The sequence below is a fragment of the Paenibacillus sp. S25 genome (assembly GCF_019454085.1).
In the GTDB taxonomy this organism is placed as follows: domain Bacteria; phylum Bacillota; class Bacilli; order Paenibacillales; family Paenibacillaceae; genus Paenibacillus; species Paenibacillus polymyxa_B.
On record NZ_CP073683.1, the window covers coordinates 2,119,410 to 2,139,008 of the forward strand.

The 19,599-nt window shown below is 47.9% G+C and carries 21 protein-coding genes; 19 read left to right on the forward strand and 2 right to left on the reverse strand.

Annotated features, from left to right (window positions below):
* The first annotated feature begins 89 nt into the window (after positions 1 to 89).
* The 8 genes from KAI37_RS09305 to coaD all read left to right on the forward strand — a co-directional run bounded on the left by KAI37_RS09305 (position 90) and on the right by coaD (position 7,275).
* Positions 90 to 926 carry an AraC family transcriptional regulator gene (locus tag KAI37_RS09305; RefSeq protein ID WP_071640438.1) on the forward strand — a complete coding sequence of 279 codons (837 nt, stop codon included), beginning with the start codon at positions 90 to 92 and terminating at the stop codon, positions 924 to 926.
* 193 nt (positions 927 to 1,119) lie between these two features.
* The gene (locus KAI37_RS09310; protein WP_025718517.1) at positions 1,120 to 2,937 is read left to right on the forward strand and encodes an APC family permease; all 1,818 of its coding nucleotides are present in this window, start codon (positions 1,120 to 1,122) and stop codon (positions 2,935 to 2,937) included.
* A 308-nt stretch (positions 2,938 to 3,245) separates the two neighbouring features.
* The gene (locus KAI37_RS09315; RefSeq protein ID WP_071640442.1) at positions 3,246 to 4,364 is read left to right on the forward strand and encodes an acyltransferase family protein; all 1,119 of its coding nucleotides are present in this window, start codon (positions 3,246 to 3,248) and stop codon (positions 4,362 to 4,364) included.
* A 171-nt stretch (positions 4,365 to 4,535) separates the two neighbouring features.
* On the forward strand, positions 4,536 to 5,168 hold the full coding sequence (locus KAI37_RS09320; protein WP_023988153.1) for a hypothetical protein: 633 nt from the start codon (positions 4,536 to 4,538) through the stop codon (positions 5,166 to 5,168).
* Positions 5,161 to 5,676 carry an accessory gene regulator ArgB-like protein gene (locus tag KAI37_RS09325; RefSeq protein ID WP_071640443.1) on the forward strand — a complete coding sequence of 172 codons (516 nt, stop codon included), beginning with the start codon at positions 5,161 to 5,163 and terminating at the stop codon, positions 5,674 to 5,676. The genes KAI37_RS09320 and KAI37_RS09325 overlap by 8 nt, the downstream gene beginning before the upstream one ends.
* Before the next feature lie 5 nt (positions 5,677 to 5,681).
* Entirely contained in the window at positions 5,682 to 5,804 is a 123-nt protein-coding gene (locus KAI37_RS09330; protein WP_023988155.1) for a cyclic lactone autoinducer peptide, read from the forward strand.
* Positions 5,805 to 6,119: 315 nt separating this feature from the next.
* Positions 6,120 to 6,761, forward strand: coding sequence for a 16S rRNA (guanine(966)-N(2))-methyltransferase RsmD (rsmD, locus tag KAI37_RS09335; protein ID WP_071640444.1), 642 nt, complete (start codon positions 6,120 to 6,122; stop codon positions 6,759 to 6,761).
* A complete protein-coding gene (gene coaD, locus KAI37_RS09340; protein WP_220031127.1) occupies positions 6,754 to 7,275 on the forward strand; it encodes a pantetheine-phosphate adenylyltransferase in 522 nt (173 codons plus the stop codon). The genes rsmD and coaD overlap by 8 nt, the downstream gene beginning before the upstream one ends.
* On the opposite strand, the gene KAI37_RS09345 is transcribed toward coaD, so the two are convergent.
* Positions 7,238 to 8,533, reverse strand: a complete 1,296-nt coding sequence (locus KAI37_RS09345) for a nucleoside recognition protein (RefSeq protein ID WP_481856597.1) — start codon at positions 8,531 to 8,533, stop codon at positions 7,238 to 7,240. The two genes, coaD and KAI37_RS09345, sit on opposite strands and share 38 nt — an antisense overlap.
* 186 nt (positions 8,534 to 8,719) lie before the next feature.
* Between KAI37_RS09345 and KAI37_RS09350 the strand changes: the two genes are divergently transcribed.
* Positions 8,720 to 9,751, forward strand: coding sequence for a YlbL family protein (locus tag KAI37_RS09350; protein ID WP_071640445.1), 1,032 nt, complete (start codon positions 8,720 to 8,722; stop codon positions 9,749 to 9,751).
* Here KAI37_RS09350 and KAI37_RS09355 read toward each other — a convergent pair.
* Positions 9,741 to 10,976 (reverse strand): nucleotidyltransferase, encoded by a 1,236-nt coding sequence (locus KAI37_RS09355; RefSeq protein ID WP_220031128.1) that lies wholly within the window; start codon positions 10,974 to 10,976, stop codon positions 9,741 to 9,743. The two genes, KAI37_RS09350 and KAI37_RS09355, sit on opposite strands and share 11 nt — an antisense overlap.
* Positions 10,977 to 11,332: 356 nt before the next feature.
* Between KAI37_RS09355 and KAI37_RS09360 the strand changes: the two genes are divergently transcribed.
* The 10 genes from KAI37_RS09360 (at position 11,333) to rnc (ending at position 19,410) form a co-directional block, all read left to right on the forward strand.
* Positions 11,333 to 11,851: a YceD family protein gene (locus KAI37_RS09360; protein WP_023988160.1), complete on the forward strand. Its 519-nt coding sequence runs from the start codon at positions 11,333 to 11,335 to the stop codon at positions 11,849 to 11,851.
* Between the two features lie 187 nt (positions 11,852 to 12,038).
* Entirely contained in the window at positions 12,039 to 12,212 is a 174-nt protein-coding gene (gene rpmF, locus KAI37_RS09365; protein ID WP_007429979.1) for a 50S ribosomal protein L32, read from the forward strand.
* Positions 12,213 to 12,494: 282 nt separating this feature from the next.
* The gene (gene fapR, locus KAI37_RS09370) at positions 12,495 to 13,091 is read left to right on the forward strand and encodes a transcription factor FapR (RefSeq protein WP_007429980.1); all 597 of its coding nucleotides are present in this window, start codon (positions 12,495 to 12,497) and stop codon (positions 13,089 to 13,091) included.
* Positions 13,075 to 14,067, forward strand: a complete 993-nt coding sequence (plsX, locus tag KAI37_RS09375) for a phosphate acyltransferase PlsX (RefSeq protein WP_071640451.1) — start codon at positions 13,075 to 13,077, stop codon at positions 14,065 to 14,067. The genes fapR and plsX overlap by 17 nt, the downstream gene beginning before the upstream one ends.
* Positions 14,068 to 14,075: 8 nt before the next feature.
* Positions 14,076 to 15,065 carry a beta-ketoacyl-ACP synthase III gene (locus KAI37_RS09380; RefSeq protein ID WP_023988162.1) on the forward strand — a complete coding sequence of 330 codons (990 nt, stop codon included), beginning with the start codon at positions 14,076 to 14,078 and terminating at the stop codon, positions 15,063 to 15,065.
* A gap of 81 nt (positions 15,066 to 15,146) precedes the next feature.
* Positions 15,147 to 16,091: an ACP S-malonyltransferase gene (fabD, locus tag KAI37_RS09385; protein ID WP_071640453.1), complete on the forward strand. Its 945-nt coding sequence runs from the start codon at positions 15,147 to 15,149 to the stop codon at positions 16,089 to 16,091.
* A 50-nt stretch (positions 16,092 to 16,141) separates the two neighbouring features.
* Positions 16,142 to 16,891, forward strand: coding sequence for a 3-oxoacyl-[acyl-carrier-protein] reductase (gene fabG / locus KAI37_RS09390; RefSeq protein ID WP_023988164.1), 750 nt, complete (start codon positions 16,142 to 16,144; stop codon positions 16,889 to 16,891).
* Positions 16,892 to 16,998: 107 nt separating this feature from the next.
* Entirely contained in the window at positions 16,999 to 17,232 is a 234-nt protein-coding gene (locus tag KAI37_RS09395) for an acyl carrier protein (RefSeq protein ID WP_007429985.1), read from the forward strand.
* Between the two features lie 228 nt (positions 17,233 to 17,460).
* On the forward strand, positions 17,461 to 18,699 hold the full coding sequence (gene fabF / locus KAI37_RS09400; RefSeq protein WP_023988165.1) for a beta-ketoacyl-ACP synthase II: 1,239 nt from the start codon (positions 17,461 to 17,463) through the stop codon (positions 18,697 to 18,699).
* 12 nt (positions 18,700 to 18,711) lie between these two features.
* Entirely contained in the window at positions 18,712 to 19,410 is a 699-nt protein-coding gene (rnc, locus tag KAI37_RS09405; protein WP_013309856.1) for a ribonuclease III, read from the forward strand.
* Positions 19,411 to 19,599 lie beyond the last annotated feature (189 nt).

Genomic DNA, 19,599 nt, shown 5'->3' on the forward strand with positions numbered 1-19,599 from the left:
CTGCTTTTAAATATAATAAAATGAACGTGTATATAACAATATGGATCTACATGTGAAATACATACCCGCATACGCCGGAGGTGCTTTTTATGATTTTAACTCCCCATCATTTAAGATTTTTCCTGACTACGCGTGAGCACTCTTTACCCCTTTTTATTGAAAGTATCGGATTTAACAGCAGGCAGGAGGATGTGTCCCGTCCAGAGGGCTATCCGTGCTTTCACTGGATTCAGACGGTGTCCGGTGAAGGGATGTTTACATTTAAAGGGGGGACCTTCCGTCTGGGAGAGCAGTCCGGGGTTCTGCTGCTACCTGGGGAATCCCATGCATACAGACGGGCGACCAAGGTATGGCGAACGTTATACATTACATTTGACGGCCCCATCGCCGCTGCTGTATTGACTGCACTGGGATTGAAGCATACGCGTGGGTATCATTGGGACCCGGATAGCGAGCTGCACAGCTATGGGGAAACTATGCTCCATTCCATGGTTAGTGAACGTGATTTGTCTGGATTAGATGCTTCGGCCAATATGTATCGTTTTCTGACTCTACTGCGTAAACATGGACAACATAGCTCGATGCCTTCCCTATCCCATAATGTGGAACGTTTAACCCCTGTACTGGCCTTTATGGAGCAAAATTATGCCAGTCCTGATGTGGGCCTGGGTGATATGGCAGTTATGATGAATGTCAGCTCCCGCCATTTAAATACATTATTTAAGCAAGCGTTTGGTGTGACTTCTTATGCTTATCTGATTGTAATTCGGCTGCGGAAGGCCAAGGAAATGATGACGGAATATCCGCAATTAACAGTAAAGGAGATTTCGGAGCGAGTAGGATTCCGAGATGCCAGTCATTTTGTGGCAACTTTTCGCCGTGCTGAAGGAATTACCCCGGAAAGGTTCAAATTACTGTATTCATAAGGGTATTTTATCGAAATACTCTTTCTTACTCGGGAATGCTCTTTTTAGGGAGCATTCCTTATTGTTTTTTTCAGGATGAGGGAGTATAAAATAATAGTTCATTTGTTTCATCAATCTGATGTGTAGGTGACATAATAAACATAAGATCCATAGTTCTTTTGCAAAACCCTCATCCAAAGAAGGAGTCAACGAAATGCTGAGTAAAGTCAAAAGATTATTAATCGGTCGTCCGCGAAAGTCGACGGCCCTTGAAGATGAGAAACTGAATAAGCTCAAGGCACTGGCCATTCTGTCCTCAGATGCCTTGTCCTCTGTAGCTTACGGAACGGAGCAAATTCTGCTGGTTTTAATTACAGCTGGCTTCGCTGCCCTATGGTATTCCATTCCTATATCCATTGCGGTATTGGGTTTGCTGATCATTCTGATCCTGTCCTATAGACAGACCATATTTTCCTATCCTGGTGGCGGAGGAGCGTACATTGTTGCACAGGATAATTTGGGAAAGAGTCCCAGCCTGATTGCAGGTGGGTCTTTGTTGGTCGATTATATTCTGACGGTAGCGGTTAGCTCATCGGCAGGTACAGATGCCATTACATCTGCGTTCCCGTCGTTACATGATCATCGGATTGCCATTGCTTTGATTATGATTATCTTTTTGACTATTATGAATTTGCGCGGAGTGACAGAATCTGCCTCGGTGCTGGCTGTACCGATTTATTTATTTGTTGTTGCCATTTTTGTCTTGATTATTAGCGGTATCATTCATTACGTGGCAGGGGGAGCTCATGCTGCAGCACCGCAATTTGGAGCTACGGTATCTAACGTCAGCCTGTTCCTGTTACTGAAGGCGTTCAGCTCGGGTTGCTCGGCGTTAACTGGGGTAGAAGCTGTCTCGAATGCCATTCCGAATTTCCGCAAGCCAGCTGCCAAAAATGCAGCAACTACACTAATGATGATGGGTTTGATTCTCGGATGTATGTTTATCGGAATTAGTTTGCTGGCTTATTGGTACGGTGTTCGTCCTAATCCGCATGAAACGGTCATTTCGCAAATTGCAAACGCCACTTTCGGGCGTGGTGTGATGTATTACATCATTCAGGGCGTAACGGCGCTCATCTTGTTTTTGGCGGCGAATACAGCCTATTCGGCCTTTCCATTACTTGCTTTTATGCTCGCGAAGGACAAATACATGCCGCACATGTTCATGGTTCGTGGAGATCGACTCGGATACTCTAATGGTATCCTGTTTCTGAGTATCTTCTCGGCATTGCTGGTCATCGTATTTGGCGGCAACACAGAAAATCTGATCCCGCTTTATGCCGTAGGGGTATTTATTCCGTTCACGCTCTCGCAACTTGGCATGATGATTCGCTGGATCCGGCTCAAACCGCCAGGCTGGATCGTCAAGCTTGCTATTAATACGGTTGGGATGCTGACCACGCTGTCGATTACGCTCATTTTTATCTTTACTAAGTTTAGCCAGGTGTGGGTAGTCTTTATCTTTCTGCCTTTGGTACTGTATTTCTTTATGAAGATCAACGGGCATTACAAAAATACGGCTGAACAACTGCGCATTGATATTACCAAGGATAAACCTATGGTGAAAGGCAATACGATTATTATTCCGGTGGCAGGTATTACGCGAGTCGTTATGAATACGATCAGCTATGCCAAAACCTTGTCGGACAATGTGGTTGCCGTATATGTGGGTGTGGATGATGAAGCGATTCAAAAAATGGAACAGAAGTGGGAAGAGTGGGATGTGGGCATACGTTTGGTAGTGCTGAGATCCCGTTATCGCAGCATCATTAATCCGCTCCGCAAGTTCATCGATACAGTAGAGTGGAAAAAAGCAGACGAGGACCATATCACTGTTCTCATTCCACAATTCATCACCAAGCACTGGTGGGAAAATATTCTACACAATCAGACCAGCTTACTGATGAGAGCTTATTTGATTAATTATAAAGACGTGATCGTAACGACCGTCCCTTTTCATTTAAACAAATGAGGATTTTGCAAAAATCCCATAAGCGACTTCCGATGAACAAGATATAGATCGAAATGCTTTTTGTCTATATCTTGCACTTCGGAGCGACTGGAATCGAATTTTGCAAAATCCTGAAATAAAGTCACTGCCAATTGGCCCATACTCATTTGCGTGAGCTGACTAAGCAAGGACAAAATGAACATCTTCTGGCCGCATTTCTTTGCGGACGGAGGGTGTTTTTTTGCATAACAGAGATATTTACTTTAGTGATACATTTTGTGTATTATAGATACAAAATGTATCATTCGAGATTGTTATGGAGGGATACGATGCCCGAAGCCAAGGGGAAAATGGAAGATGACAAGCTGCAATTTGTAGATACGCTGAGGGCGCTGGCTATTATCGGAGTATTACTTGTGCATGTCAGCCAGCATGTGGACGGATTAAACGGATGGTTGCAAAAAGGCTTGAGTATAGGAGCTAAAGGTGTCGCTTTATTTTATATGGCCAGCGCTTTTACGCTATTTTTATCCTTGAGCAGACGTTCGGGTGACAAGAGGGAAAGAATTTCAGCTTACCTGTTGCGTCGTTTTTTTCGAATTGCTCCTTTGTATTACGTGATGTTAGGAATCTATTTAGTTGTGAACGGGACAGGTCCACGATTCTGGCTTGGAGATCAGGAGGGAGTCACTGCCGCCAATATCGCAGCTCATGTCCTGTTTTTGAATGGTCTGAATCCGTACTGGATCAACAGCATTATTGGTGTGGAATGGTCTATTGCGGTGGAATGTATGTTTTATCTGTTTATCCCCCTATTATTTAAGCTGATCCGATCAGTCCGCCATGCGACCTGGTTTGTTGTGATGGCGCTTGTGGTAAGCTTCGGGTTAAATACGGTATTTGTTCAATATCCATGGATTAGTAATCACTCTTTATGGGGGCACTATCTGTATTTATGGTTTCCGAATCAATTGCCTGTCTTTGGGCTAGGTATATTGTTGTTTTTCATTTGGAAAGACGAACGGCATTGGAAAAGTATAGACCGGGTCAGTGGAAGTTTGCTGCTTGTTTCTGTGCTATTTGCGTTTTTTGGAGGCATGACCGATTATCTCATAGGTGTCGGGTTGCTGCTGGGGGCGTATGCTTTGTATCACTGGCAGCCGATGTGGCTGCTTAATCGGGTGTGGTCATGGATCGGCCGCCTTAGCTACAGCATGTATTTGACGCATATGCTGGTTCTGGGACTAATCGTACAGGTTAAACTACCTTTTGCTCCCCTAGTCAGCCTCACACTTATGTTTATCATAACGTTGCTATTCACCATTGGACTATCCTGGTTTACCTACTCGTGGATTGAACAGCCCGGTATCCGTTGGGGGAAAAAGCTTATATCACGTATGAAGCCTGTGCACAAGCAGGGAGATTCGGTCAAAGAAAGTGTTGCCTAAGCTGCAACTTGAAACAGCATCCGATAACATTCGGTTGAAGTGCTTGAATAAATCTATGAAATAATTGAAAAGACCTCTTGAAAAGTAGCTCCCAGCCCTTTATATTCGATGTACATCCAAGTTTTTGAATACACCGATGAGGTTTGTTGGAATTGTAAAGGAGATGCACGCATGCTTTTGAAGCCAATCGGCTTTTTGCTTTTCTCCACGCTTGAGGGAGTAGCTGTTTTTGCGCTGATTTTGAGTATTTTTAAAGTTAAAATGACCCCTTATCTATGGCAGGCCATTTTTGTTAACCTGATTATGAATTTGCAAAGTTATATGCTCCGAGAGGAGTTTTCCTTTTCGTATTTGGTGCCTGTCGTAAATATGCTGCTTTTTATTTTTTTACTCGCTACGGTCGTGAAGATTCCGATTGTGTGGTCCGGTATTATGACGGTTACAGGTTATTTTGCATATGCCGTTGTTCAGTCGGTATTCCTAAAAGTCATGTTCGGCAACCTTCCGGTTTCTGAGCTGCAGGATGGGTCCTTGAAGGGCTATCTGCTACAAGTGGTAAGCGCGGCAGTAGGACTGCTTATTTCATTGATGTTGTATCGAAAAGGGATAGGCTTTTCCCCTAATTTCAAGAAGCTAAAGTTCAAAGAGGAATATGGAATTGTCATCACGCTGATTATCCTGTCTCTCATTTCAACTTCTATTGTGCTCTACTATAACGAGGTATGGTTAAATATGATATTTTTTGCACTGGTTTCGGGATTTTTCATCTATTATGCAATCGGAAAGGAATACCGGGATGATTGAAGCGATGGCTTTCAAACTTGCTAACCAGATCAAACGTACTGTGCCTGATCATCCGGCCTCTGTCGCGGTCCTTAAATATGCACTTGCTCTCATTCTGAATGCATCCATGATCATCGTGTTAACACTATTCGCCTCAATCTTCACGGGGCGGATGGTAGAGGCTGTAACGATTCTCGTCGCTTTCGCCCTACTGCGCCAAATATCAGGAGGCATTCATTTGAAAACGGGCATGGCATGTGTGTTGGTGACCTCAGCAGCTTTTACTTACATATCCTGCATTGCCTTAAATAGTTGGTGGACAAACCTGTTTACCGGAATAGCTCTCATTCTCGTTTTATGTTTTGCTCCGTCCAGAATTGAAAAGCAGTCGCGCATTCCAGTACGGTTTTATCCCCTCTTGCGACTGTTATCCTCCCTGCTTGTATGTACTAATTTTGTAATCGGTTCTTCTGTAGTGGCTGTTGCTTTTTTGGTCCAAAGCCTAACATTGATCCGGGGAAGGAGGTGAGTGGAATGATGAGGAAAATGGTATATGGATTAGCTACATCGTTGTCTATGTTTGCAACATTTGCTGTATCAGTGGCGAGTTACGTGTATGTTTATCAAGGGGATACACCCGAGGAACTGCTGAAATAAACAAAATGCCGAAATAGAAAAATGATACATAGAGCTGCTATTAAGCAGCTTCTTTTTATGCAAAAAAAATCAGGCGCTCCATTAAAGAGCGCCCGAATGGGAGAGGAGAAACCGGACGAAGAGCTTATGGGGAAACGTAAGTCTTCTCCGCGGTTGTCTACGACATTGGTTGAATGCCGATATCCTAAGGATGCCCAGGGAATGGTTTTTTATACCTGCCTCATCCTAAGTTTTTCAAACGGCGGTGCATGTGGTACGATAGCGTCATAATCTTATATGGTTATGAACACATATAGAAAATAGGTGAGTTTCATCGTGAGAGTGGTATCGGGTAGTGCCAAAGGAAGGCCGTTAAAGGCAGTTCCCGGCACAGGGACGCGGCCGACCACGGATAAGGTCAAGGAAGCGCTATTTAGCATGATAGGTCCTTATTTTGATGGGGGAGTCGCACTTGATCTGTTTGCTGGCAGTGGTGGCCTAGGTATAGAGGCGCTTAGCCGGGGAATGGACAAGGCTGTTTTTATTGATATGGAATCCAAAAGCATTGATGTCATTAAAGAAAATTTGCGAAAAACTGGATTGGACGGACAGGCTGAAGTGTTCCGCAATGATGCCGGACGAGCGCTCAAGGTGCTGGCAAAACGTGGAGCTCTTTTTGATGCTGTTTTTCTGGACCCACCCTATCGTCTCAAACACGGAGATGAATTAATGAGCCGTATGGCTGAGTTGAACTTGCTTCGTTCAGATGCAATCATCGTGCTGGAGTATGAATCGGGGCATGAATATCCGGAAAGCTTCGGGCCGTTCGAACAGGTCAGAAAAGCAGTCTATGGCGAAACGGCGTTATCTATTTATCATTTTGCAGCCGATGCTTTGTCGGATGTCGTAGAACATACAGAAGCCGGAGGGGTCAAATTCGGCATCAGCGAATCAGACGGGGAGGACCATCATGATTGAGCACAAACTACGTATTGCCGTATATCCGGGAACCTTTGATCCCGTGACGATGGGGCACCAGGATATTATTCAAAGAGCAGCCAGACAGTTTGATCTATTGATTGTCGCGGTTCTTAACAATATTAGTAAAAATCCGCTGTTTTCACTTGAGGAACGAATGGAGTTACTGCGAACGGTAACTCGCGATATCCCCAACGTTGAAGTGGACAGCTTCCGTGATCTGACAGCTAATTATGTACGTCAAAAAGGGGCCCAAGTTATTGTCAGAGGAATCCGGTCGGTGACTGATTTTGAATATGAGCTGCAATTAGCCTCTACAAATCATAAGCTGAACCCGGATGCGGAAACAATCTTTATGATGACTAATCCGGCTTATTCATATCTGAGTTCCAGTATGGTGAAGGAAATTGCGCATTTTGATGGCAAGGTTGTAGATCTGGTGGCACCGGAGGTGGAAGATGCACTGCGTGCGAAGGTCAACGCGAATCGCGGCGGCTCCACCATGAAGTCATAAAGGAAAAGGCCAGCAGGGTAACTATAATTGTACCTAGCAGTGCAATGGACAGTACGGTTAGTTGCCAGGGGTACATAGATGTTCCTTCAATTTGTGTTAATAAGCCGCTGGCTCCGGCCATGACAGGATGCGTGGCGGATTCATTTACGCTTTCCGCAAAAGAAGACACAGAACTGCGACTGACGTAAGCGGGAGTTGTATTGCTGAAGATGCGGCTAAGCGGGACCCATGTCGCCAAGGTAAGTCCAAAAGCAATGATCCCATGGAGCACTCGTGACAGGGTGAAGGTGATACCCTTGTCGGAAGGCCTGGTGACGGCGGTAATTTGAAGCCAGCCGCAGAGGCCGCCCCAGCCCAACACAGCACTGATCAGGGCTGCTTGTGTACGGAGATCGTAGGGCAGACGGCTGATTTCATAGGAACCCAGATGGATTTCCATCCAGGCAGGCCAAATGAAAGAAAGCGATCCTTGGCCTGTATATATGGACAGCAGTCGAATCAGTACGGAAAAGAAAATAATGAATCCACCTGTCACCATCAGCGTCTGTACAGCATGGGATACGGTTTCGCCCAACAGTTTTCCGAAACTGCGGCCGTCCCGTTCTCTGGCAGAGCGGGTAGCTTCCCATGCGGATCGGATCAGGGAGGGAGAAGTACGGGAAACTGAGGTGCGCCGGAGGGCAGCTGGCGTTTCCCGTTTTTGCAATTCTTTGGACGATACAGATAGTCTGGCGGTGATCCAGCCTGCCAGCAGCCCGGAAATCCAGTGAACGGCAAGTAACATCACGCCTGTGGCAGCATTGTGCAGTAGTCCTGTCCCGATGACGAGCAGGATGGTAATCGGATTGCAGAAATGAGCGATAGCGGTTAGACGTCGAAGCTGAAACGCGGTCATATCCTCCTGTTGTGCCCATTGGCGCACTGCTTCCGCAGCAGCCGGGAATCCTGCGGTCAGGCCGAGGGCCAACACCCAGCCGCTTCGCCCGGGTAGACGGAACCAGAATCGCATAAACGGCTCCAGCAGGACACCTAGTCCATGTACTAGACCAAAGGCGATGAGCATTTCGGACAGCATCAAAAAAGGCAGCATGGCCGGGAAAATAATACTCCACCATAGCTTAAGGCCTTGAGTAGAGGCTTGAAATACTTTTTCTGGTGAGGCGACAACAGCCAGTACAAGCAAAATGGCTCCAAGGCCAAGCAGTACGGTTGTCCAATAAGGAGCGGAATGGGCTTCCTTTTGTATCAAAGAATTCACCTCTCATAAATATACTAAGGAGAGTCGGATGCTGTCTCCAGCGTTTATTCACGTTCGTTGTCTTGGGATAGGTTGTTCGTATACGTTGTCGTAAACAATGTATGCTTTTTCGGAAGGCTTGAGAACAGGTGGTGCAGAGGCACTTGGGTAGGATAGGAGAAGTTAGGCTGCAAGGGGGAAGAAGCAATGAAACGAATAAACCGGAAAAGAGTTTTTTTTACAACCGGTTATGTCTTAATGCTGGCTGCAATGGTCTATGTGCTGGTCTATATGCCAACCCCTTATCTGATCTATGGACCAGGTGGGGCAAACGAGATCAAACCGATGGTTAGAGTCCAGGAGGGTGACAGCATCGAACGGGGGACTTTTATGATGACGACGGTATCGGCGCGTTATGCCAATGTTATCATGTTGGGCCTGTCCAAGTTGGACCGCAATTCGGAGATTCAACGCAAAGAGGATCGTCTCCATGGAAGAAGTGAAGACGAATATGCGGCAGAACAGGTATGGTATATGGGGGATTCCCAATCTTCGGCTATGGAGGCTGCATACACCTGTGCCCATGTCCCCTATCGGATTGTGCCAGATTACGTGTATGTATTTAAGGTCCCGGGATCGAACAGCGTGTTCGAGCCTGGAGATGAAATATTGGAGCTGAACGGAGTGAGGGTGACCGATAATCATTCCATTCGGGAGGCTTTGGAGGACGAAAAACCGGGAACAATGGCTAAAGTGAAGCTAAAGCGCGATGGAAAGTTGCTGACCGTGCAAGCTCCCTTAACGACCATCACGGACAGTGAGACGGGCAAGCAACGTTCCGGATTTGGCGTCAGTATTGCCACGGTACAGAAGGTAGAGCCGAAGGATGGACGTAAAACGATTCATTTTACATCTACGGATGTTGGCGGTCCTTCGGCTGGTTTGATGTTTACCATGGAAATCTATAACCAACTGACACCAGGTGATCTGAGTAAGGGATATCGTGCAGCCGGTACGGGTACTATTGATAAGGACGGTCAGGTTGGAGCGATTGGTGGTGCAAAGTATAAAATAGTTGCTGCTGACCGTCAGGGTGCGGATTTGTTTTTCGTCCCTGCGGATAATTATAAAGAGGCGAAGGCCAAAGCTGAGCAAATTGGAACCCGGATGAAGCTTGTTCCGGTTCGCAAGCTTGGCGATGCGCTGAATTATATGGAAAAGCTGCCCATCAAACCATAATGGGCGGTCGCAAGTAATCAGCATACATGTCGCGGATGGCGGGACGTGGCATCCCGGCTGCGTGTATGGCGGCTGCGGCTGTATCCCAGTCCAGCTGAGGATGTGATCCGGCAGACAGCTTGACCCATACCGGAAGGGTGGCTGTCTGCTTCATACGTGCCAGCAGCTCGCGTCCAGCCCTGTTAAAGCCGAGCACGCGGATATAGCCCGGACCTTTCGCCAGCTCAGCAGGAGTCATATCGGCTTTGGCATGATTCAGCAAAATATGTGTACACATCCGCTGAAGCTTCGTACGAGTATAGCGCCTTGTCTTAATCGCGGCGAGCAGGGCCTCCACAGAAGGCTGGGGCAGCGTGTACAGCGATTGCTGCAGACGATGCTCCAGCCCTTCGGTGACCTCGTGCAGCTCCGCCAGCTGCTGCGGGCTACGTGTGATCAGGGCGTTCAGCAGCGGCTGGCTGAACGCTTCCCAATGCAGCGGCGCGCGTTCGGCTTGCCACTCGCGCCGCAAAATCTCCAGTGTCGCCGCAGGTATGTACGGCGACGCGGTCTCCGGCCCGCCGTCCAGCAGCAGACGGCGGATGGCCGTGGCGCTGGCGATGACTCCGTCCGTAGGAGCCACGGCTTCATGGTAGCCCGATCCCGTGCGGGCTACCGTGAAGGGCTTGATTGTGCTGCCCAGCCGTTCCAGCGCAATCAAGTAATGCAGCCCCAACGTATTGTTGGGCTGCTGCATGAGGGCGGCGAGCGCAGCGCCGTCCCCTCCTTCGGCCGCCAGCGCGGCTGCGGCTCCCGCGTAGGCAGCGGGATAGCTCGCGCCGCTGCTTAGGCGCTGCGCGATGCCGGCCTTGATCTCGGCCGGCTCTGCCGCCAGCACGCGGGCCAGCGCGCGCAGCGGGGCGATGTCTCCGCTCTCGCTACCGAAGCAGAGTGCGTCGACGATGCCCGTCGCATGGAGCAGGGCGACCGCTCCGCGGGCAAACCATTCTGCAGGCTGGACGGCATAGGCCACAGGCAGCTCCAGAACTAGGTCCACACCCATGGCGAGTGCCATTTCGGTGCGGGACCATTTGTCTGTAATCGCGGGTTCACCCCGCTGAAGGAAAGGGCCACTCATCACAGCCACTGTGCGCTGTGCACCAGTGATGCGAAGAGATTCCTCCCAGTGATGGACATGTCCGTTATGCAGGGGGTTGTACTCTACAACCATACCGAGTGTTTTCAAGACCGTATGTCGGCTCCTTTCTTAAAGTAGCTTATTGGGTAACTATTTTGATAATAATGGTTAAGTACCCGTGAATGATTGTTTTCAGGGCAGCTGTACTGATTTTTCATCGTCTGCATGAACAAGACCATTGAGACCTGGACGAAAAAGCTTTATACTCGCATTATTGTACACGAAGAGTGGCGGGGGTACGAATACTCATCGGTACATGTTTAGCACAATGCATTTTTGCTTCTGCATAAAACTTGTCGAACCATTGGAAAACCGGTGGATTTGTGAGTGGTGTAAAGTGAAAGGTGTTGACAAACGACTCGATCAGTCGGTATAATAATTTTTGTTTGTTTGGAGTGATAGTGATGCAACTATTTTTTCGCAAAGTAGCAACAAGTGACGGTCCTTTTCCTATCCGTGAATCTCTTAATGTGAGTGAATTGGTGGATGATCGTGCTGATGTTACGGCCGTTTCCCCGCTGGAGACCGACTTGGTCGCCGTTAGTCTGGGTCAAGGCTTGATGAGCGTGGAAGGCACGTTGACCGCAGGTCTGGACATGCTGTGTTCACGCTGTTTAAGCCCGATGCACGAGGATTTAAAGATTGAATTCCGTGAACGGTTCAAGCAAACCTCTTCGAGTGTTGAAGAGGAGGATGAAGATGGCGATTTTATCGCAGTGACGGAGGACTCCTTCGACATTGCACCGTATTGTGAAGAACTGTTTGTACTGCATGTGCCGTTTGCGCCATTGTGCAGTGAGGATTGTCAGGGAATCGCACCAAAGACCGGACAAAACTGGAGTATTGGCTCCGATGACAGTAACGATGGCGATACGGAAAAGATTGATCCGCGTCTGGCAGGGCTTAAGGATTTTTTTAAATGAGAATTGAGTTCAATTCTGAAAAATCATCATCCGCTTGTGCCGGAGAGTTACTGAACCGATGCGTGGATGTTGCAGGCTTGATTCACCGGCTGTAAGATAATTGCTTCTGGCATTTTCTTTCAGTCTTGAATGAGATAAGAAGTCATACCCGCTATGCGGGGGTGATCTGGTTAAGGAGGTGGGAATAATGGCAGTACCTCAACGGAGAACATCCAAAACTCGTCGCGACAAACGTCGTACTCACTTTAAACTGGCAGTACCAGGTATGGTGAAATGCTCCGAATGCGGCGAATTGAAACTTGCTCACCATGTGTGCAAAGTTTGCGGAACGTACAAAGCTAGAGAGATCATCTCTCAATAATGTCCGATAAGCGGATTCTTTGGAATCTTCGCAGGAAGAGTAGCGCTTCACTTCAGTGAGGCGCTACTTTTTTTTGTCTGCATGCTTCCTTTTTACGTCAGCATGCTATATACTGTTTTAGTACCAGGTTCTAAGAAAGAAGGGCCGAAGAGGTTCCTTTATACATACAAGAAGACAAATCGGCTTGAAGTTTCGCCGTTAGAAAGTGAAGTGAAGTAACCCGAACTGTCGTCTGAACGACAGTTTATTGTAGGGAAAGGAGGCGTCACTGACATCGAACGTTTGCCGAAGAGACAGAGACAGCAGCGGCTGACTCAATTAATTGATGATAATCCGTTCGTAACGGATCAGGAATTGACAAGACAGCTGAAGGTAAGTATTCAGACTATTCGGCTGGACCGGATGGAACTGGGAATCCCAGAATTGCGGGAACGGCTAAAGCTGATGGCTGAGCGCTCCTACGACCAGGTTCGTTCCTTGCCTTTGCATGAAGTGATCGGGGATATCGTTGATCTACAGTTGGATCGAAGCGGTATTTCGATTTTTGAGATTAAAGAGGAACATATTTTTTCGCGTACTGGCATTGCGCGGGGGCATTATGTATTTGCCCAGGCCAATTCATTGGCCGTTGCCGTGATTAATGATGAGATAGCATTGACTGCGTCAGCGGATATACGCTTTGTCCGCCCGGTTCATTTAGGTGAGAAGTGCATTGCCAAGGCATATGTACGCTCAAATCCAGAACAAAAAGGGAAGGCTAAAGTGGAAGTCTTTGCCTACGTAGGAGAAGAAATGGTGTTCCAAGGCAACTTTGTCATTTATCGCTCCACGGAGGAAGAGTATAGCGAAGGAGGAAGTCAGCATGCGGATCGCCATTGATGCCATGGGGGGAGATAATGCTCCTGAGGCGACAGTAGAGGGCGCGCTATCTGCGGCGGCGGAATGGAAGGATACGGACATTACGCTGGTTGGTGACCGGGAACGAATTGAATCGGTTCTAAACGGTAGGGCGTTGCCGACCAACCTCAGCATTCGCCATGCATCCGAAATGATAGATGCGCAGGACGAGCCTGTAAAGGCAGTGCGACGCAAAAAGGATGCCTCGATGGTCGTAGCTGGTCGAATGGTCAGAGAAGGCGAAGCGGATGCCATGATATCCGCAGGTAATACAGGCGCGCTAATGACCACAGGGCTGCTGGTGGTTGGAAGAATGGAGGGCATTGAACGTCCGGCTCTCGCGCCGATGATACCAACGATAGATGATCAGGGCATTCTGGCGCTGGACTTGGGAGCCAATATGGATGCCAAGCCTGAGCACCTTGCCCAGTATGCACTGATGGGGAGTTTGTATCGTCAGAAAGTTCACGGTGTGACTTCTCCAAGGGTGGGTCTGCTGAATGTGGGGACCGAAGCTGGGAAGGGCAATGAACTGACGAAGTTGGCATTTCCACTTATTGAGCAGTTACCTGTCAATTTTGTGGGTAATGTTGAATCGAGAGATGTGTTAACCGGGAATTGCGATGTACTGGTGTGCGATGGATTTGCTGGAAATATCATGCTAAAATCGCTGGAGGGTACAGCCGGGGCCATATTTTCTCTCTTAAAAGAGCAATTCACCAAATCTTTGAAGACCAAGCTTGCGGCAGCCTTGATTATGCCTGAGCTTCGCAGTCTGAAAGGTAAATTGGATTATAAAGAGCATGGCGGGGCTCCTTTGCTGGGTTTGAGTGGACTCGTCCTGAAAAGTCACGGTTCGTCTGACGGCGTTGCCGTCAAAAATGCGGTAAGGCAGGCTCGTACGGCCTTGCAAAACCGGTTGGTGGAAAGTATATCCAAGGAAATCAGCAGGAAGTGAGTGACGATATGAATAAATTACGGCCGGTTGGTGTTATCGGAACAGGGAAATACGTACCTGAGAAAATTCTGACCAATAAAGATTTGGAAGCAATCGTAGAAACAAGTGATGAATGGATTGTCAGCCGTACAGGGATTCAGGAGCGCCATATTGCGGCTCCAGAGCAGGCTACATCTGATTTAGCTTATGAAGCAGCAATTAAGGCGCTGGAGTCCGCGGGTATGACGGCACAGGATCTGGATTTAATTATTGTAGCTACGGTTACACCGGATATGGCGTTTCCGTCAACTGCCTGCATTCTTCAGGACAAATTAGGAGCCAAAGGGGCAGCAGCTTTCGATTTGTCTGCGGCATGCTCGGGTTTTGTATACGGATTGGCTACGGCAACGAGCTTCATTAAGACAGGTATCTATAATAATGCATTAATCATTGGGGCAGACTGTCTTTCTCGGATTACAGATTATACCGACCGCAATACCTGTGTTCTATTCGGAGATGGTGCAGGAGCTGTAGTGATTGGCGAAGTGCCTGAAGGTAGAGGATTCCAATCCTTTGATCTCGGGGCTGAAGGTGCCGGAGGCAGCTTACTCAAGTTGGAAGCAGGAGGCTCGCGTTTGCCTGCGAGTGCAGACACACTGGAAAATAAACAGCACTATATTTACATGAACGGACGCGAAGTGTTCAAGTTCGCGGTTCGTGTTATGGGAACGGCAACGGTCGATGTGTTGGAAAAAGCAGGGCTGTCCAAAGATGATATTGATCTGTTCGTTCCGCATCAAGCCAATGTTCGCATCATCCAATCGGCGATGCAACGTCTGGATTTACCAGAGGAAAAGGTAGTTGTTAATGTTCATAAATATGCGAATACATCGGCAGCATCAATCCCTCTCGCTCTTGTGGAAGCAGCTGAGGAAGGCCGCATGAAGGAAGGCGACCGTGTATTAATGGTGGGCTTTGGCGGTGGCTTGACCTGGGGAGCGTCAGTTCTTGTCTGGTAATAAGATGGAAGTTTTGATATAATATTGAATTTGTGTAGTGTTTTACAGGACAAGCATTGGATACAGAGAGGTGCATACACGATGGGCAAAACGGCATTTATATTTCCCGGTCAGGGTTCACAAGCTGTAGGTATGGCTAAAGATGCTTATGAAGCAGTTCCAGCTGCAACAGAAGTATTTCGCCAAGCGGACGAACGGTTAGGGTTCGCACTAAGCACACTGATTTTTGAAGGGCCGGACACAGCTTTGAAGCAAACATCCAATACGCAGCCTGCACTGTTAACGGCGAGCATTGCATTGTATGAAGCGTTCAAGGAAAAAATGGGCATTCATCCTGATTATGTGGCTGGACACAGTCTAGGAGAATACAGCGCGCTAGTCGCTTCCGGTGTCCTCGCATTTGAGGATGCGGTTGAAATCGTTCGTACACGTGGCGAGTTCATGGAGCAGGCCATTCCTGATGGGCAAGGCGGGATGGCTGCTGTGTTGGGAGCTGATCGTGAAGCATTGGCAGCATTGTGCCGTGATATTACGGAGTCTGGTCAACTGGTCGAACTAGCCAACATCAATTGTCCTGGACAAATTGTTGTATCTGGTACGAAGGAGGGCGTAGCTGCTGTCGCTGAACGTGTGAAGGAAGCAGGAGGCAAGCGCGCTATTACTCTGGAGGTTAGCGGTCCTTTCCACTCGTCATTGATGAAGGAAGCAGCGACCAAGCTCTCCGGCAAGTTGGGGGCTGTAACTTTCTCCAAAGCTCAGGTTCCGGTTGTTGCCAATGTAACAGCTCAACCTGTACGTGAGGGGAGCGAAATTCGCCAACTGTTGGTGGATCAGGTCTATTCTCCAGTACTGTGGGAAGACAGTGTAACATGGCTACTAGAACAAGGTGTTGACACCTTTGTTGAGTTTGGACCGGGAAGTGTATTGACTGGACTGGTTAAAAAAATCGACAAAACGGTTAAGCTGTATAATATAAGCAGCCTGGAGTCGTTTGCTTCTGTAACGGAAGCCTTGGAGGCCCGTTAAAAGTATAATCATTGCCTTAACGGGTTATATACTTGCAAGGGGGGACTATGATGTCTAAGCCATTGAGTGGAAAAACGGCGCTCGTTACGGGAGCGTCGCGCGGAATTGGCCGTAGTATTGCGCTGGCGCTGGCTGAAGCAGGTGCAAATGTGGCGGTAAACTATGCTGGTAGTGAAGCGGCTGCGACTGAGGTAGCAGAGCAGATTCGTGCCAAAGGTGTAGAGGCTATTACAGTTCAGGCTAATGTCGGTCGCGCTGACGAAGCAGATCAGTTGATCAAGGATGTGATTGGCGCTTGGGGCAAGATTGACATCCTGGTGAATAATGCCGGCATAACAAGAGATAATTTAATCATGCGCATGAAGGAAGAGGAATTCGATCAGGTGATCGAAACGAATCTGAAGGGTGTGTTTAATTGTCTTAAGTCGGCAACACGTCCAATGATGAAGCAGCGTTCTGGCCGAATTATCAATATCTCCTCCGTGGTTGGTGTACTTGGCAATGCAGGCCAAGCCAACTACGTTGCTGCTAAAGCAGGGGTAATTGGTCTTACCAAATCCTCTGCTCGAGAGCTTGCTTCGAGAGGTATTACAGTGAACTGTGTGGCTCCTGGATTCATCGATACTGAGATGACGCAGGTACTGGCTGATGATTTGCGTGACAATATGCTGAGCGGTATTCCGCTGGCCCGTCTTGGACGGCCTGAGGAAATTGCTGACGTGGTGCTGTTCTTGGCCTCGGATGCTTCCTCATATATGACGGGCCAGACTTTGCATGTGGATGGCGGCATGTATATGTAGTAGCATGTTGCAATCCGCATGCCCCGATGAAGAGTTGTCAATGAAAACTCTCTTCTATGGCATTTTAATTGTAATTTTCGTATAATACCTAAGAGGAGGTGAGCCGGATGTCCGATGTATTGGAGCGCGTAAAACGCATTGTCGTTGACCGTTTGGGAGCCGACGAAGCCGAAGTTACACTTGAAGCATCTTTTAAAGATGATTTAGGCGCTGATTCTCTCGATGTAGTTGAATTGGTAATGGAATTGGAAGATGAGTTTGATATGGAAATCTCTGATGAAGATGCAGAGAAAATTACAACTGTAGGTGAAGTTGTGAAGTACATACAATCTCATACCTAATTCATGTCATCAAAAGTCCCGTTCTGTTACAGGCGGGACTTTCTCCTAATTATACAGATTGAACTAAAGACGGAATTGCCGCGTGTTTTTGAGTCTGGCTCAGCTTCACTTAGTCAAAGGCTGAGGAGTATGCGGCATTACTAACTTTAGTTGATTCTATATTATTTTTACGCACAAGAGAGTGCGGTCTTAAAATACAATATGCAGTAGACATAGAGGTGATTATCTTTGAAACAACGTGTTGTCATAACAGGAATGGGTGTAATCACTTCGCTGGGACAGGATTTGAACACACTATGGGATAATCTGATGGCTGGAAAATCCGGCGTCAGTGAAATCGAAGCTTTCGATACAAGTGAGTACACTACGAAAATAGCCGCTTCCATTAAAGATTTTAATCCAGAGGATTATATTGAACGTAAGGATGCGCGTAAAATGGACCGCTTTGTGCAGTTTGCGGTTGCAGCTAGTAAATTGGCGCTTGAGGACAGTGGACTTGTAATCGGAGAAAATGCGGATGCTGAGCGTGTTGGTGTATCTGTCGGTTCCGGTATTGGCGGATTGGGAACTTGGGAGGATCAGCACAACGCACTGATTGAAAAAGGACCTAAACGCGTAAGCCCTTTCTTCATCCCGATGATGATTGCTAATATGGGTTCCGGTCAAGTGTCGATTTCACTCGGTGCTAAAGGCCCCAATACATCACCAGTTACGGCTTGTGCCACGGGCAGTCATGCTATTGGTGATTCCTTCCGCATGATTCAGCGCGGTGACGCAGACGCCATGATTTGCGGAGGAGCTGAGGCGACTATTCGTCCGATTGGTATGGCTGGATTTTGTTCCATGCGAGCAATGTCCACGCGTAACGACGAGCCTGAAAAGGCAAGTCGTCCTTTTGATACCGAAAGAGACGGGTTTGTTATGGGCGAAGGCTCTGGTGTTCTTATTCTAGAATCGTTGGATCATGCTTTGAAGCGTGGTGCGCGTATTTACGGTGAAGTGATTGGCTACGGTCTTTCTGGCGATGCCCATCATATGACGGAGCCTGATCCAGAGGGAGCAGCACGCTGCATTAGAATGGCGATCCGTGATGCTGGATTGAATCCTGAAGAGATTGATTATATCAATGCACATGGTACATCTACGCCAGTCGGTGATAAATCCGAAACGGAAGCAGTCAAGAAAACGCTGGGAGAGCATGCCTATAAGGTAGCGATCAGCTCAACTAAGTCGATGACAGGGCATTTATTGGGTGCAGCGGGCGGCGTTGAAGCCGTGATCTGTGGTCTCGCCCTTCAGCATCAGACGATTCCGCCAACGATTAATTTGGATAATCAAGACCCGGCATGCGATCTTGATTATGTACCTAATAAGCCGAGAAAAGCGGAACTGAATGTGGTTATGTCCAATTCCTTTGGTTTTGGCGGTCACAATGCTACGGTTATTCTAAAAAAATATGAAGCATAAGGGGTCAGTTCGTTGAGTGGAGACTTGAAGCAATTACAGCAGAAACTTCATATTCAATTCAACAATCGGCAGCTTCTGAAGCAGGCCTTTACGCACGCTTCCTACGTAAACGAACATCGGTTCAGTCAGCATGCAGACAATGAGCGTCTTGAATTTTTAGGTGACGCTGTTCTGGAACTGACGGTGTCCGAGCAATTGTACAATCAGTACCCTAACCGACCCGAAGGCGAACTCACCAAGCTGCGTGCAGCTATTGTCTGTGAGCCTTCTCTGGTGAAGTTTGCTGTCGGGCTTGAGTTTGGGCAATATGTACTGCTTGGAAAAGGTGAAGAGTTGACAGGTGGACGTACTCGTCCGGCTCTGTTGGCTGATGTATTCGAAGCGTTCGTAGGTGCGCTTTATTTGGATCAGGGTCTGGAGGCCGTCCGGTCGTTTCTGGAACGTTATATTTTTCCTCAAATTGTATTAAACGGTAAGCTTCAGATGAGTGATTTCAAAACAGAGCTTCAGGAACTGACGCAGCATCATAACATGGGGATGCTTGAATACAAGATTGTAGAGGAGCGCGGACCAGCCCATGAGCGCGAGTTTGTAGCTGAGGTATATATGGACAGCGAACGGCTAGGGGCAGGTACGGGACGCTCCAAAAAAGAAGCTGAGCAGCAAGCGGCGGCAGTAGCTTTAAACCGTTTGAAGCTGGCAGAATCGTAATCGGTACCTGAGCAGCCCGGACGGGTTACGCAAGCAGGGGACACAAAGTAAGAGCAAAGGGCAGTCCGCGGGGAGTCCCGGCCCGTAATGGCGAATGGACTGCGTTTTGCTCTTTTTTCGTGGCTTTGCTGGTGTAATGTGAGTGTCGGTACTGTGCTTTATACAAGCTAGTTTATGCTACAATAGGGA